Genomic DNA, 14454 nt, shown 5'->3' on the forward strand with positions numbered 1-14454 from the left:
GGGGACCATGAGGATTTGTGTGGCGGTGCCGTCCCTGGGGTAAAATCGGTATAGGGTGGGCGGTGATTTTCACCGAGGCCAGCCATCTTGAAACCACCGCGTCGGTCGAGCCGGCGTTCCGAGGGTGCCCAGACGCCGGACACGACGCCGACGGTCCTGCAATTCCGCATCTGGCTGAAGGGACTGAGCCCGATGGTTTGGCGGCGGGTGCAGGTGCCGGCGACCATGACCTTGCGCGAGTTTCACGGCGTTCTTCAGGTCGCGATGGGCTGGGAAGGCATCCATCTCTACCAGTTTGTCGTGCACACGGTCCGCTATGGCTCATGGGAATTGACTGCGGAACCGCCGGACATCGGACTTGACGCATTGAAGCTGCGCACCGGAAGCCGGTTCCTGTACGAATACGATCTCAATGTTCCGTGGGAGCATGAGGTGCGGCTGGAACATCAGTGCGCCGCCAAGCCGCAAATCCATTATCCCTGCTGCATCGGCGGTGCCGGAACTTGCCCGCCGGAGGATAGCGACGGGCCTGAGGCCTGGATCCTGCAGGAAGATGAAGCGCTCGGACTTGGACTGGATGAGGACCTCGCCAGTGCGCTGGAGTTCTTCGCGGACATCAGCGAGACCAGATCCTTCGCGATCCTCGATGATCCCGACCGGGCTGAGGAATTCCGGGAACTGCTTCTCCGCATCGACAGGCGCAACGCTCTTTTGGGCAGGACGTTCGAGCGGCAGACGGTGAACAAGCGCCTGCGGCAGGAGGAGCATCTCACCCTCATGCATCAGCAGATATGACTTCACCGTTTGAACCGCGATTGTTCGCCAGCAGATTGGCGGCGAGAAGGGCAACGTCGTCACCACGCTCATGCCGGATGCCGGAGAGCAACGACCGTGCCGCTGGCGCGGTGACCTGATCGAACTTTCGGCGCAGGGTCGCGGCGGTCGTTTCCGCATAGTGCCGTGTCGTGGTGATGTTTTCGTGGCCGAGGAAGCGCTGGACGTCGGTGATGTCCATGCCGAGCGCCAACAGCTTTGTCGCCATCGTGTGCCGCAAAAGATGCGGATAGACCCGCTTTGTGATCCCGGCCTTGCGAGCGACTTGCCGGACGATCTGACCGATGCGCTGGCGGCTGTAGGTATAGGGCAGCGATCCTTTGCCCCGTTCCCGGCTCTGGAACAGGGGGCCGGCACGCCTTGTGCCGATATGAAGCCGCAGCATCTGTGTCAGTTCCCGCCGGATGGGGACTTCCCGGTGCTTCGATCCCTTTCCGCGCACGACGACGATCACGCGCTCTGCCAGGCTGACATCCTCGATGCGCAGGCGGGTGAATTCGGAAACGCGCAAGCCGGTTTCCAAAAGGGTCTGAAGCAGCAGGCCCGTCGCGCCGCTCGCCTCGTAGGCCTGGTCAATGAAAGCCAGTTCTTCCTCGATCGTGAGCCGGTTGATTGACGTTCTCTTTTCCGGCGGCGCGGAAAGACCGGCCTGCGCGCGGGCCCGTTTGATCACCGCTTTGCTCTGCAGGTAGTCGATCCCTTCCCGGATCAGGATTGTGGCGACGGCGTTGGCGGCACGCTCGATCGAGGTCATGATGGTTTACCAGATGATTTTCGGATTGCTAACTGGTGAGAGATATCACCGTTGCCGGCGAAAGCGGAGGGCAGAAATACGCGGATCGGACGCGATGAGCTTTCCACTTCGCCCGTTCTGGAAAACCCGGCAAGGAGATGCAGCATGCAGGTTCGGATCGTCATGGAACTCATCGGTGACGACGGCGAGGAGATCGGTCGGGAGATCATCGCCGACATGACAAAGATCACAACGGGTGCGGAGGATCTCGGCCTATCGCTCGCCGAGGGCAAAGCCCTGCTTGCCGGGCTTCAGCAGAAGATGGTGGAGACGCAGGTGAACCTATGGCTAGCGGAAAACCGTGAGACGGACGGCCGCCGGTTGCGGCACAAGGGATACTATCCCGTCACCTTCCACACTCTGTTCGGCGATGTCCGGCTCAGGAGTCCGCGATACGCGCTGCCGGAAAGTGAAGGACGCAATGGGCCGGGCACGGTGTCGCCGTTGCGGCAACTGATCCCCGATCACATTGCACCCGAGCGGCTGTATCTCGAGACGCGCTGGGCTTCGCTCGTGCCATATGCCGCTGCAGCCGAGTTGTTGGCCGATGTGTTGCCGATCGACTGCGGGATCAACGCCACGACGGTGCGGCAGCATGCGCTGAAAACGGCTGCCCGAATTGAGCGGGAGCTGACGGAAGAGCGCGTCTCTTTCATGCAGGATTCGTGTCCGCAAGACTGGACGAACCTGCCCATTCCCGACGGCCGCATTGTCATTGGCCTTGATGGTGGCTACATCCGGGATCGTGACGACCGGAAGAAGAATTTCGAGCTGATCGTCGGCCGCTCCCTGCCCGAGGACGGTGAGCCGCGCTATATCGGCTTCGTTCATGGTTACGACCGCAAGCCGCAGCGCCGAATCCTCGACCATCTTAAAAAGCAGGGCGTGCAGGCCAATCAGGATATTACCTTCATCACCGACGGCGGCGAGGAAGTTCGCTCGCTCGCCGAAATGATCGCCCCGGCCAGCGAGCATGTCCTGGATTGGTTCCACATCACCATGCGCATCACTGTGCTTCGCCAGTTCGCCCAAGGCCTTCGCCATCATGACAAGGAAGCCGGCAACGGCCTGCTGGACATGCTGACCCGGATCAAATGGTATCTGTGGCATGGCAACACCTACCGGGCGCGTGAGGAGATCGATTGGCTGCTCGACGATGCCGAAGCCACGGAAACCGACTACCCGAACATGAAAAAGTTTCTGACAGTGATTGGCGAATTCCGATTCTATATCGGATCAAACCACGCCAGCCTGATCAACTATGGCGAACGCTACCGGTCCGGAGAGCGGATATCATCCGCTTTCGTCGAGGCGACCGTCAACGCCGTTGTCAGCAAGCGTTTCGCCAAGAAGCAGCAGATGCAATGGAGCCGGACAGGCGCGCATCTTCTGCTGCAAACGCGAACGCAGACCCTCGACGGCTCGCTACGGTCGACCTTCGAGAAGTGGTATCCTGGCATGGCAAACGATAATCACCGAAATTCCGACAACCAGTCCGCAGCGTAGCTGCCACACAAATCCTCATGGTCCCCGAGAAGCGGACTATGCGCTGTGGCTGCTTTTGTCTTCGATGACATTTTCTATGTCGCAAACCGGGAGCGGCGTGGTTATAGATTTGGACGGCTTTTACTCTGGTGCTGCGGGCGGATCGCCCGTCGATGTCATAGATCGAACGACTGAAGGAGGCGAAAACTTCGTTATTTCGCCTCAAGCACTCTATCGAAGCTGGGGAGCTCGCGAGAGTGAAATTGAGCGTGTGAGGCCGTTCTTTGCAGAGAAGTCGATTTCGGATCGCATCAAACCTTTGGAAGTTGAGGTCTTGCGAAAACGCCACGTCCGACCGCCAGCTGTTAGTGAACCCTTGCGGCTGCGCAGACCAGTGCTGACGATGCCCGGAAAGAAATTGCCATAGGGCGCAGCGGCACTGGTGTGCGCCCCAAGCGCCTGCGTCCGCTGTCCCAGGACTGAGGACAAAACTGAACGCGGTTGCGCTACTTGCGCCGCTCGGACCAACCCGTTTTGCAGTCGTGATCGTTGACAGGAAGGGCTGCCCAGTGCTTAGTGTCCTCTGTCCGAGGACAGAGGACACTGCTCATGATGAAGGGCCAGGATGTTGTCGTCCTGCTCAAGCTGGCGAGCTTGGAGGACGACGCAAAGGATAGGGGTCATGACTCTCCACCGGCTGGGTTGGCCGCGGGCGAGGATCCCTATTCCGTGCGCGCTCTCGAGGCAGCACTCGGAATCAGCAAGACGGAAATCAGCGCTTCGCTCAAGCGCAGCATCGCGTCGGGCCTCGCGATCAAGGACAGGAAGACGGGTCGGCCCAAACCGAGCCGGCGCCATCTGCGTGAGTTCATCATCCACGGTCTGAAATTCGTCTTTCCGGCGAAACCTGGCGCCATGCAGCGCGGGCTGCCGACGGCGTTCGCCGCCCCCGTGCTGCGTGAATCCCTGCACAGCGCCGGCAGTCTCATCTACGTTTGGCCCTACGCGCCCGCAAAAGAAATGGGTCAATCGGTCGAACCGCTGTTCAAAAGCGTGCCGGAGGCCTGCAAGACAGATAGCCGGCTCTATGCCTTTCTCGCCCTCGTCGACGCAATTCGCATCGGCAATCAGCGCGAAAGCATGCACGCCGCTGACCTGCTCGCACAGAGGCTGGAATGACAGTCCAGGGTCAGTTGAAGGCAATGTTGAAAACCGTCGCCGAGGCGCTCGGCGACGAGCTACGCGCCCGCCTGGTCTTCGTCGGCGGCTGCACCACGGCACTCTACATCACCGATCCCATTGTTCTCGAAGGGGTGAGGGCGACCGACGATGTCGACCTGATCGTCGATCTCGCTGGTTTCGCTGAATGGGCCGAGTTGCTGGAACGCTTGCGTGCACGCGGCTTTTCCGAGGCGGCTGACGATTCCGTCATCTGCCGCATGAAGCTCGGCGAGCTGAAGGTCGACTTCATGCCGGACGACGAGGCGATCCTGGGCTTCAGCAATCGCTGGTATGCAAAGGGAATCGCGACGGCCGTACCAGAACAGCTGGAGGAGGGGCTTGAGATCCGACGTCTCACGCCGCAGCTGTTTGTTGCCACTAAGTTGGAGGCATACCGCGGACGCGGCGAAGGTGATCTGATCGGTAGCCGCGATGCCGAGGACATTCTCCTTCTCGTCGATGGCCGGGAAGAGATCGTCGAGGAGATCGCGGACGGCGAGCCGGAGATCCGGGACTACATCGCCGAACAGATTGCGGCGCTGCTGGACGATCCGAACTTCGACCATTTCCTGGAGGGAAACATCCGCGGACCGGCAGGCCGTGCCAACATCGTCTACGACCGGCTGGTCGCGATCAGCACCCTGGATACACGCTGACGTGACCTTGCAAATCCAATGGCACTACCGGCAAGGAACGCGGACGGCCGACAACCGAGACCATGCAGGCATTGGCATCCGCGGCGACGCCGTCCTAGCCATCGTCCTTGATGGGTCGACATCTGGTTCGGCCAGCGGCGATTTTGCGCGCGAGATTGCGCGCCGCATGGTCGATTGGTTCGTAGCCGGTGCTGAAGCGGTAACTGCCGACACCCTGATCGCACAGCTTCGCGTGACCCACGCGGCGCTCACGATGGTCTTTCGCACGGATTCAGCCAGTTACGTCCTTGTGTATCTTGAAGCGACGCGCCCGGCACTGGTGCTGCATTCTGGCGATTGCCTGGTAGGCCGATGCGAGGAGAATGGACGGATTGCATGGCTGACGCAGCCCCATACGCTCGCAAATCCGCTGCTGCCGATGGCGATCGAGAGTCTCGCGAAGGATCCCACGCGGCATCTGCTCACGCGTAGCTTCCGTTCAAAGCGCTTCATCACTCCCGACCTGAACTCGTTCGAACTCGACAATCGGCCATTGCTGGTTGCGACGGATGGTTTCTGGGCGGAACTTAAAGAGAACCAGCAGGTCGCCTTCATCGAAGGGCTTGTTGGGACAGTCGACCAGGAGCGTGACGATTGCGGCGTTCTCTCGATTTTGCGCGGCGGGTCTGGATCTGAGATCGAGCTCATTGATACCGAGGCGGCGCCCAACCTCTATGTGGCGCACGGGCCAAATTTCCGTCGATAGCTCACACGTGTTGCGTCCAACCACCGAAAGGTCTGGCGCTGCAGCCGGGCTCAGTCAAGTTTCTGGAGGATGTAGCCTGGAAAAATCACTTCCTCGCAGTCAATGGAGGCGGTTATCGCCTTGAGGGTTTCAAGATCCTCACTCGTCGAAAATATCACCTGCTGGTCCCGCCCCTTGGCGCCGGCAGCACGGCTCAGCAAGTTCTGGAAACTTGGGCGCGATGACGATTGTTGACGCGGCTCATCGAAGACCAACATTCCAGGGTGGTTTGTCGGCTCGTCGCGGGCAAGCTCGAGCAGGCTCATTTGGTAGGCCCACTTCAGACGGATGGCATCGCTTGCGGATGTTTCGAAGCCGATTTCGAACCCTTCTTTCTCTGGCCTGTAGCTGTCCTCAGAAATAGACAGTTCCGATGGCGAGAATGTGCTGAAGCCGAAATCCTTCGCCTGACTCTGAACCAACCTGGTGAGACGATTAAGTTTGTCCCGATCACTGGGAGAGAGCTTTTCCGTCGGAATCTGAGCCCGTTCCTGTAGCAGTTCAGCATACGCGTCCTGCAAAGTGCGAAGTCGATCAATGGCATCGTCGAAGATAGCCTGAAGGGCTTCCAGGTCGCGCATCCTCGCTTCAGCTCGGATACGTTCCTCGATAATGGCAGCGGACGGATTCGTCCCAGGCGCAACAAGTTCTGACCGAAGAAGTCGAATTTGAGAATAACAGTCAATCAGCTTGCGGCTGATGGCGGAAAGTTGGTCGCGCCGCTCGCTCTCCGCTGACTGCTCCCTGACGAGGATATCCTCAAACATCTTCTTTTGCGATCGAATATACTCGATGTTGTCCGAGACCGGCATAACGGCCGAGAGCGCTTCCTGCGACAAGAGAGTGTCCACGAGCGCCTGTTCGCAGGTCGGGCATCTATCAGGCGTCAGCGCGGCAGCGACTCCCGAGTATCGCTGCAGTCGCTGCACGTCGAGATTCTTCACCAAATCGTCGTCAAGGGCAGCGATACGTCTCTGGAGCGACCGCATGTCCGCCAGCTTTAGTTGCTGAATTCCGTGAAGCCTAATGCGTTCGGCGTTCAGTTGGTCGACGTCCTGCGTGAGCTGCTGCAGCTTTTGCGTGACCTCTTCCGACTGCTCTTCGACGACCGGTACAGCCTTAGCAGCCAAGTCGGCGATGTTCGCACGGAGTTGCATAACGACCGTCGCCAGCGGAATCCACTCCGTCCCTTCTGCCAATTGCACATGCGCATTTGACAAAGCGGCCGGATCGGCCAAGGGGTTTTCGCTCAAACTGGCAACCCGGCCGCCTCCACGCGCAATGAAGCGATCCAACTCCTGCCTGACGACAGACCATTCTTTCGAATTGGCTGCGATACGTTCAGCCAGACGCTCGCGCTGAACTTCAAGCTTGTATACGTCCAAATCCATGATGAACTCGACTGCTCGCTTATGGACTTCGCGAATTCTCATGTACGTGGGAATTGCAGCCGGGATCGCTGTCCATCCGAATTTCTGCTCAACCCAAAATAACGGGAAGACGGTTTCAAGATACAACTTTGTCTCTGGCGCGTCATACCTCCGGACTTGGGGCAAGCGCCAACCTAGAAAACCCTCCAAGAAGTGGTGAAAGCCATCCTCTCGCTGAGCCGCACCCGGATCGAGGACAAAGAAGTTTTGTCGTTTGAGGTCAGTTGCCCCTCCGGACAGTGCAGGGCCGAAATCAACCGAGACAAGTCGAGTGTCAGTACTTGCCTTTACGGCACGGTTGACGGTGATGACCTGACTTTCTCCATTTGCAATTTCCAGCGACACGCTCGATTCAAGCACCTCAATGCGTTTCTCGTCATCAGTGTTCAAATAGGTCGTCATCGCATGCGGCAGGGGTATCTCGCGCCGGGGGCTCAGCATTCGCTCCAGACCCAACGCGTAGAGCATGCCTTGCATGCAGGTTGACTTGCCCTTGGTGTTATCCGCCCAGAGCACGGTCAGTCCGGATGCGAAAGGTATATCGGTGCCATAGACGCCGTCGGCGGTCACTGCACGAAGCCTCAAACGCCGAAAGCGTAGTGTCATAGCAAATCCTCCAAGCGCCATACGCGCTTCATCAGCGTATCCGTCATTCGCGGAGCCACGTCGGCCAGGAACCTCGCCTCCTCCCTTAGCGACTCACCCTCCTCCAGGATTGCCGTGGCCATCTTAATCCCTGCATCGGTGAGGGAGACTGACGTTCCCTTGTCAATCTTCACCAGTTTCAAAGCGTGCGCGAAGGCAACAGCGCGATTGAGAGATGGCTCGACACGGACGGAAACCTCCGTCGGCCGGTACTCTCCCGACAAAAGGCCGCGAACTTCCTCTCGTCCCTCCGGCAAACGAACCGAGTGCGCCAGAAACTGCAGCTTCTGAAAGTTGGATTTCTTTCCCCGGCTGTAGAACAGGGCCAAAACAAGAACCGCCAGGCCCCAAGACATGCGGAGGTCACCGGGAACTGGATCGGGACGGGCCGTGAACGTGAACGATCCACCCAAGATGAGATCGCGAAGTGCCGATTCACTAGACATTGGGAAAATCCAACGGACAGCGCATGATCCACTCGCAGATCGAGCCATATGCGATCTGCTCGGCATTCTCAGTGGAAAGGCTCGGTGCCGCCGCAGACATTGCGGCGATAAGCGCCTCGAGCTCCGCGCGAAGAATCTCTCCAGCGGATCCCCCCGCTGTTGGACCGGCAAACTCGAGCCGCCGAGCACGACTCTTGATCGCGGATACAACTTTTTCGTGAAGGTCCGGCGCCCCGGACCGCAGCGCATCGAGTACAGCGTTACCTTGAAGAAAAGAACGCACCGCTCCGGCCACAGCCTCATCGAGTTGATCTGCCGTGGCCCGCTTCTTCAATTTTTGGGTGGCGTTAGCCAGAAGGTCAGACGACCCTGCAGCCCAGGTTTCGAGTTCTCCTTGCGAGGGGGTGGGGATTGACAACGACACCTTCGACAAGGCGGACATGCCCATCGCTACCGCGTCATTCGGAAATGCACTCGCATCCTGAATCAGAACCTCAATCACAGGGTCTAGTGTGGCGCACCCGGCCGCACGGAGGTCCTTGGTCTTCTTTGCACAGTGGAGGTTGACTTCCTTGCTGTCGTGAAGCGGCGCGATCAGAACCCAATGCTTGATGGGTTGCCCGTGGAACATCTTGCCAACTTCAGCGTGGTTGGCGAGGAGCTTTCGAAGGTCGGTGGTAATTTTTTTCTTCTGACGCTCGGCGCGCGTCGCAATATCTACCGGCTCTTCCACCGCATAACATTGATACGCCACAGAATCCCTCGTGCAATAGTAATCGACCCCGTAATCTCCTTTATGTGCCGCAGGAATTTTTTGGACGTTCAAGGGGCCATGACGCCCTTGAAGCAAACAGAGAGCGAAAAGCTCCCACTCATCTGGGTTCCAGACCTGTACCGCGCTCAACATCGCGAATGATATCCCCCGAAGCCGAAGCCAGCTTAACGTTGATCTGTCATAATTCAACGATTGAAGGGACTCGGGGCGTCTTGGCACCTCTTTGCGTGATCGACGACTGGAGCCCACAGTTCTCGGCCCATCGCCTTCCCCGCAAGCCATCGTCATTCTTCGCATGCATTTCGCTGCGGATGGAGACCTTCGCTAGAACGCGAGTCGGTTCAATTTGCGATTCTAGATGATCCCCCACGCCCGGAAACTTCCTCTGCCCGTCATCTCGCGCAGGCCGAGCGCGCCGATCAGATCGAGCGCACCCTGCCGCGATACCTTCAGCGCCTTCTGGATCGTACCAGTCGACACCAGCGGCCGCGACAGCACGAGATCGACGAGCGCCGGCAGCTTCGAGTTGGCGCGACGGCCGCGCAGCACGCGCCCCATGCGCTCTCTCGCGAGCAGCAGGCGATCGTGTTCCTTCAGGCCGAAGCTGGCTGTCTCGAACAGGACGTCAATCCAGGCCAGTAGACGCTCGGTCCGGTCGCGCGCACGCCGCCGCTCGCGCGGGACCTTTTGCGCGCCGAGATGCAGGCAGGCGAGATGGTGGGCACAAAGACCGCCCTGGCGCAGAAGTGCGCCGACCAGCAGCGGCCCGATCCAGTCTCCGCGCTGCAGCACCTCGATATCGGTCCAGGCATCGAGCAGGACCGCCCCGCGCAAGACCAACGGCAGTTCCCGGGTCCGTTCCATTAGCTCGCGCCATTCAGCCAGGCGCGCGCCCTCGTCCCAATCCTCGTCATAGAGCACGGCCAGACGCGTATCGTCCTGCCGCGGCCGCGCCGGCGCAACGTGGGCGGCGCCGCTCAGCAGCCTCGACGATCGCGTCAGCACCGCGTCGATCTCGGCGAATTCTTGAGCGAGTACATCGTCCTCCGGCTCATCGGCCCCACCGGCTTCCGTTTCCGGAAAAGGCATCCCCTCCCCTTCCCGGTCGCTTTCGGATAGCGTCCTGCCGGTGCCGATGCCGGCGCGTCCGGCCAGTTCGCGCAGACCTTCGCGGGAAAAGGGCCAGTCCCGTCCCTGCGACAGGATCCTGCGGCGCTTGCGCAGCACGGCATGGGCGCGCGTGAGTTCGTGGGTCGGCGTGCGCTGATCCATCTCGGCGTCGTGGAAGACGAGGTCCTCGAGGTGGACGAGTTCGCCCTCGACCCAGAGCGCGGCAACCGCGTCATGGAAGTGCGAGCGTTCGATCCAGCCGTCGCGCACCGGGGAATGCGCCAGACGCTCGTCGAGACGGGCGAAAAGCTCGGTGGCCCGGGTGGCGGGTCCCACAAGACGCTCCAAGGGCAGTGTGCCGATTTCGTAAGCCATTGTTTTTTCTGTAGATGATTTGCGGATATCAAGCTAGATGGCTTTTTACTTGACTGGTCGGGGACTTTTCCTACGTTGCTTCTCACTATCGATAATGACCTCTTATCGATAGTGATTGATTTCGCCGCCCGGAATCGCTAGAATCGCCGTAGTTCACGGCCGCATCGGCCAGGGAATCCGTTCAAAATGGCCGAACCACAAGCAAACCCGCCCCCTGCCCTGATTTCCTGCGATGAAGCCGGCTTCACCGGCCCAACACTGCTCGACGACGACCAGCCGATCTTCGCCTATGCCGCGATCGATCTCTCGGCGGCCGAAGGCGACGCGCTGGTCACCGGGTTCCGGGCAAAATACCGGATCCAGGCGCCGGAGTTGAAATCGAAACTGCTGCGCAAGCGCGCCAACTGGCCGGCGATCGCGCTCGACCTCGCCGAGCAGGTCAGCAGCCGGGCTCTCGTCATCGCCGCCGACAAGCATCTCAACCTTGGCGGCAAGGCGTTCGAATATCTGGTCGAACCGGTCCTGCAGGCGAAAAGCGGCCTGTTCTACCACTATGACCTGCATCGCTTCGTGATGAATGCGCTCTATCGTGCTTTCTTCATCGCGGACAAGCCTGTTCCCCAGCTCGCGCACGAGCTGCAGGCTTTCATGAAATCCTTCGATCCGGCCGATGCCCGTCCCTGTTCGCCGCGGCGGCCGGCGAAAAGGAGACGAACGAGGTCCTCGACTGCGTGCTGCGCTTTGCACGCGGCTACGTCGCCAGGATCGCCGCCAAAAGCGAGGATCTGCGCGCCGACGACAATCAGACCGCCAAATGGACGCTCGATCTCACCACATCATGCCTGTTCAGCCTGATCCTGCACGGCTGGGGGCACCGGCACGGTCGCCTCGACATATTGTGCGACGATTCCAAGCCGCTGAAGGCTATGGCACACGTCTTCGACGGAATGGTGGATAAGACGATCGAGGCCGATCTCCCCAATGGCCGCGAGAACGCGCGGATCCGGGCTCATCTGGTCAATCCGCTGCGGTTCGGCTCGTCGGCCGACAATCCGACACTGCAGATCGCGGACGTGCTTGCCGGCGCAACGGCGGACGTCCTGCAGCATGTGGGTGAGGAGCCGTATCGCGATCTGCTTCTCTGGGTCGGCCAGCACATGCATGATCACACCACACTGCCGATCGACGAACTTGCCGACATCCGCTTAGCTGGCCCTCGCGTCAACTTGGCCGTCCTGAAGGAGTTCGCTCGACGGGCGGACAGAGGCAAGGATCCACTCGAGCGCATGGAAGAATTTTACGCCCAGGAAGTCCGTGAGGTCATGTCACAGTCCCGCGGCATGCGCGCGCCTGTTAAGCGGCTTGCAAGGAGCGCACGATGACGGACTCTGCCATCGCCCGCGCCGAGGCGCTCGACGCGCTGGATTCGGTACTGCCCTATCACCGACGGGATTTCCTCGCCGGCATTTTGAGCGACGACGATGTCGAGACGTTGCGCCATCTTGCCAATGAGGGTATCGGCGAGAATTCACTACGGGCCCTATCGTCCGACCTCAGCTATCTTGAGGCCTGGTGCCAGGCGGCGACCGGAGTCCCCTTGCCCTGGCCTGCGCCGGAGGCGCTGCTCCTAAAATTCGTCGCCCATCATCTGTGGGATCCCGCCAGACGCGAGACTGATCCAGCCCACGGCATGCCCGAGGATGTCGCGGCGGCGCTGAAGGACGCTGGTCTGCTGCGCGCCAACGGTCCGCACGCGCCGAGTACCGTGCGCCGGCGCCTGTCGAGCTGGGCGACGTTGACGGGCTGGCGCGGACTGAAGGGAAAATTCAACGCGCCGGGGCTCCGCAGCGCGCTGAAGCTGGCCGTGCGGGCCAGTCCACGCCCAAGAAAGCGCAAGAGCGCGAAGGCCGTGACTGCTGATGTTCTTGCCGCCCTGCTGCAGGCCTGCGCTGGCGAACGGTTGGTCGATGTGCGCGACCGCGCATTGTTGCTCGTTGCCTTCGCCTCCGGCGGCCGCCGCCGCAGCGAGGTCGCGGCTCTGCGTATCGAGCAGCTGGTCGAACAGGATCCGGTCCCCGCCGATCCGAAAGACGCACAAACGCCGCGACTGCCCTGTCTCAGCATCAATCTCAGCCGCACCAAGACGACCGACAGCGACGACGACGCAAGCGTGCTGCTGATCGGTCGTCCGGTGACGGCGCTGAAGGAATGGCTAGAACGGGCGCTGATCGTCGAAGGCTCGGTATTCCGCGCTATCGACCGCTGGGGACACCTCGAGCGCAGGGCGCTGACACCCCAGGCCGTAAACCTGATCCTGAAACGCCGCGTCGCGGTGGCGGGGCTTGATCCGATGCTGTTTTCTGCGCACGGCCTGCGCTCGGGCTACCTCACCGAGACGGCGCGCCGCGGCATTCCTCTTTCGGAGGCCATGCAGCAATCGCAGCACAAATCGATCGCCCAGGCTTCGCGCTACTACAACGATGCCGAGCGGCAACTGGGACGAGCAGCTCGGCTGATCGTGTGAAGGCCGGTCCCTCTCCGCAACAGGTTTATCGATCCTCCGCATCTACCCTGCCCTTCGGTCTGGAGACGGGCCGTTTGCCTTCAGCGCGGCCATGAGCATGGGGCCGACTGTAAACTGCCCTGCCCTCGCCTTTTCGGTCAGCGCGCGCAAATAGCCGCCGGCCGAGTTGATGTGGCTGGCGCGCTGAAGGATGCAGGCCACGACGATCGCCGCGCATTCCTGCCCCATCACATGGCATGCGTCCTCGTAGGCGGAGGGCGAGATGCCCAGATATCCCCTCACCTGGGCCGCGACCATCATCAAATCGCGCCAGCTTCCGATCCCGTCAAGCGCATAGTCGATGATGTCTGGGCAGGCTTTCAGGACAAGTCCGAGTGGATAGGCTTTCAGCGGCTCCTGTGGTCCCGGTTTTGGCTCGGCCGTTGCTCTGCTTTGTTCTAAAGCTGGTTCAAATTCAGTAAGAGTGTTGGTGTTTGAATCAGATTGCTGCCGCTCATCGCGATCGGCATTGCCGTTTGAATCTTCGACATTCATATGAGAATTCAACAGGATATCGATCTCTTCCCGAATGGCCGCCAGATCGGCCACAATCGGCTCCAGATCAGCGATGGCCGCCCGGCGGGGGATTGCGTCCACGACAGCTCTGAATCGTCTCCAGATAGCTCCCCAATCACCCGGAACATCTTCCTCGACGGCTGCCTCGATCAGCTTGGATATATCGCGCCTGTGCAGCGTAATGCGTTCCCGCATGAGCTTCAGGGCGCGATTGTCCATGCGAACCCGTTCCGCGGCCTCTGAGAACTCGTCCGCGCGCGCCAGCATGGGGGCGAGGGAGAAGCCAAAGGCTTCCTCGAAGCCCCCTCCCCTGCCCTTCCGGGCATACCGTTTGCCGTTTGGGCTATCGCGACGGATGATCAGTCCGCAATCGACCAGCGCTGCCAGATGGCGCCGTAGAGTCGGTTCCGACATACCGTGGGCTCGTAGGATCAATTGCCTATTGGATGGAAAGACGACCAGGCCGTTTTCCTCCGACAGTTCGCTGTCTGGGTAGAACGACAACAAAGCCGCCAGAACCGCCAGGGATCGGTCCGTGACGCCGATAACGGACTTTCCTTCACAGAGATCCCTGTAGGTCTGCCATTTGTCTGTGGCTTTCCCTTCTGGGATTTCGTGAGATTCGTTTTGCACTGCCAATAAGGCAAGCGACATCGGCCGCCGCCCAAAGGGCGTCGTTGCGATACCCGTCTCCATTTTCTTTCACCCTCTCAATCAGGCAAAAGAAACCTGCTCGCCGAATCGACGCCTAAGACTCTTGACAGTGATTCGCGGAAATGTGATTCTCAACTTGCTTAGGATTGAGAAGGGCTTCCGCGAGA

Annotated in this window: 14 protein-coding genes; 7 read left to right on the top strand and 7 right to left on the bottom strand. The window is 60.2% G+C overall.

Annotated features, from left to right (window positions below; all coding sequences use genetic code 11):
* Positions 1 to 87 precede the first annotated feature (87 nt).
* Positions 88 to 795 carry a plasmid pRiA4b ORF-3 family protein gene (locus tag BFN67_RS08350; protein ID WP_245295193.1) on the top strand — a complete coding sequence of 236 codons (708 nt, stop codon included), beginning with the start codon at positions 88 to 90 and terminating at the stop codon, positions 793 to 795.
* Here BFN67_RS08350 and BFN67_RS08355 read toward each other — a convergent pair.
* A complete protein-coding gene (locus BFN67_RS08355; RefSeq protein ID WP_080919176.1) occupies positions 776 to 1588 on the bottom strand; it encodes a tyrosine-type recombinase/integrase in 813 nt (270 codons plus the stop codon). The genes BFN67_RS08350 and BFN67_RS08355 overlap by 20 nt on opposite strands.
* A 144-nt stretch (positions 1589 to 1732) precedes the next feature.
* On the opposite strand from BFN67_RS08355, the gene BFN67_RS08360 reads away from it, so the two are divergent.
* The 4 genes from BFN67_RS08360 to BFN67_RS08375 all read left to right on the top strand — a co-directional run bounded on the left by BFN67_RS08360 (position 1733) and on the right by BFN67_RS08375 (position 5734).
* A complete protein-coding gene (locus BFN67_RS08360) occupies positions 1733 to 3133 on the top strand; it encodes an ISKra4 family transposase (protein ID WP_080919177.1) in 1401 nt (466 codons plus the stop codon).
* A gap of 588 nt (positions 3134 to 3721) precedes the next feature.
* Positions 3722 to 4291: a hypothetical protein gene (locus BFN67_RS08365; RefSeq protein ID WP_342587437.1), complete on the top strand. Its 570-nt coding sequence runs from the start codon at positions 3722 to 3724 to the stop codon at positions 4289 to 4291.
* Positions 4288 to 4989 (top strand): hypothetical protein, encoded by a 702-nt coding sequence (locus tag BFN67_RS08370; RefSeq protein ID WP_080919179.1) that lies wholly within the window; start codon positions 4288 to 4290, stop codon positions 4987 to 4989. Before BFN67_RS08365 ends, BFN67_RS08370 begins: the two co-directional genes overlap by 4 nt.
* A 1-nt stretch (position 4990) precedes the next feature.
* Complete coding sequence (locus BFN67_RS08375) at positions 4991 to 5734, top strand: hypothetical protein (RefSeq protein ID WP_080919180.1); 744 nt, start codon at positions 4991 to 4993, stop codon at positions 5732 to 5734.
* 50 nt (positions 5735 to 5784) lie between these two features.
* On the opposite strand, the gene BFN67_RS08380 is transcribed toward BFN67_RS08375, so the two are convergent.
* The 5 genes from BFN67_RS08380 to BFN67_RS23945 all read right to left on the bottom strand — a co-directional run bounded on the left by BFN67_RS08380 (position 5785) and on the right by BFN67_RS23945 (position 11301).
* Positions 5785 to 7773: a hypothetical protein gene (locus tag BFN67_RS08380; RefSeq protein ID WP_245295194.1), complete on the bottom strand. Its 1989-nt coding sequence runs from the start codon at positions 7771 to 7773 to the stop codon at positions 5785 to 5787.
* 32 nt (positions 7774 to 7805) lie between these two features.
* A complete protein-coding gene (locus tag BFN67_RS08385) occupies positions 7806 to 8294 on the bottom strand; it encodes a hypothetical protein (RefSeq protein WP_192856784.1) in 489 nt (162 codons plus the stop codon).
* Entirely contained in the window at positions 8287 to 9201 is a 915-nt protein-coding gene (locus BFN67_RS08390) for a hypothetical protein (RefSeq protein ID WP_080919182.1), read from the bottom strand. Before BFN67_RS08390 ends, BFN67_RS08385 begins: the two co-directional genes overlap by 8 nt.
* Positions 9202 to 9423: 222 nt before the next feature.
* Positions 9424 to 10554, bottom strand: coding sequence for an RHE_PE00001 family protein (locus BFN67_RS08395; RefSeq protein ID WP_080919183.1), 1131 nt, complete (start codon positions 10552 to 10554; stop codon positions 9424 to 9426).
* A gap of 153 nt (positions 10555 to 10707) precedes the next feature.
* A complete protein-coding gene (locus tag BFN67_RS23945; protein WP_139789089.1) occupies positions 10708 to 11301 on the bottom strand; it encodes a hypothetical protein in 594 nt (197 codons plus the stop codon).
* Here BFN67_RS23945 and BFN67_RS08405 point away from each other — a divergent pair.
* Positions 11286 to 11936 (top strand): hypothetical protein, encoded by a 651-nt coding sequence (locus tag BFN67_RS08405; RefSeq protein WP_139789090.1) that lies wholly within the window; start codon positions 11286 to 11288, stop codon positions 11934 to 11936. The genes BFN67_RS23945 and BFN67_RS08405 overlap by 16 nt on opposite strands.
* Positions 11933 to 13078: a tyrosine-type recombinase/integrase gene (locus BFN67_RS08410; RefSeq protein WP_080919186.1), complete on the top strand. Its 1146-nt coding sequence runs from the start codon at positions 11933 to 11935 to the stop codon at positions 13076 to 13078. Before BFN67_RS08405 ends, BFN67_RS08410 begins: the two co-directional genes overlap by 4 nt.
* A 42-nt stretch (positions 13079 to 13120) precedes the next feature.
* On the opposite strand, the gene repC is transcribed toward BFN67_RS08410, so the two are convergent.
* Positions 13121 to 14329: a plasmid replication protein RepC gene (repC, locus tag BFN67_RS08415; protein ID WP_080919187.1), complete on the bottom strand. Its 1209-nt coding sequence runs from the start codon at positions 14327 to 14329 to the stop codon at positions 13121 to 13123.
* Positions 14330 to 14454: the final 125 nt, after the last annotated feature.

It is taken from the genome of Manganibacter manganicus, assembly GCF_002075885.1.
GTDB classification, from domain to species: Bacteria; Pseudomonadota; Alphaproteobacteria; order Rhizobiales; family Rhizobiaceae; genus Mesorhizobium; species Mesorhizobium manganicum.

What these genes read in the sequence shown, in the direction of transcription:
- BFN67_RS08355 (WP_080919176.1), bottom strand. Translation starts at nt 1,588, where the DNA reads ATGACCTCGATCGAGCGTGCCGCCAACGCCGTCGCCACAATCCTGATC.
- BFN67_RS08360 (WP_080919177.1), top strand. Translation starts at nt 1,733, where the DNA reads ATGCAGGTTCGGATCGTCATGGAACTCATCGGTGACGACGGCGAGGAG.
- BFN67_RS08365 (WP_342587437.1), top strand. Translation starts at nt 3,722, where the DNA reads ATGATGAAGGGCCAGGATGTTGTCGTCCTGCTCAAGCTGGCGAGCTTG.
- BFN67_RS08370 (WP_080919179.1), top strand. Translation starts at nt 4,288, where the DNA reads ATGACAGTCCAGGGTCAGTTGAAGGCAATGTTGAAAACCGTCGCCGAG.
- BFN67_RS08385 (WP_192856784.1), bottom strand. Translation starts at nt 8,294, where the DNA reads ATGTCTAGTGAATCGGCACTTCGCGATCTCATCTTGGGTGGATCGTTC.
- BFN67_RS08390 (WP_080919182.1), bottom strand. Translation starts at nt 9,201, where the DNA reads ATGTTGAGCGCGGTACAGGTCTGGAACCCAGATGAGTGGGAGCTTTTC.
- BFN67_RS08395 (WP_080919183.1), bottom strand. Translation starts at nt 10,554, where the DNA reads ATGGCTTACGAAATCGGCACACTGCCCTTGGAGCGTCTTGTGGGACCC.
- BFN67_RS08410 (WP_080919186.1), top strand. Translation starts at nt 11,933, where the DNA reads ATGACGGACTCTGCCATCGCCCGCGCCGAGGCGCTCGACGCGCTGGAT.
- repC (WP_080919187.1), bottom strand. Translation starts at nt 14,329, where the DNA reads ATGGAGACGGGTATCGCAACGACGCCCTTTGGGCGGCGGCCGATGTCG.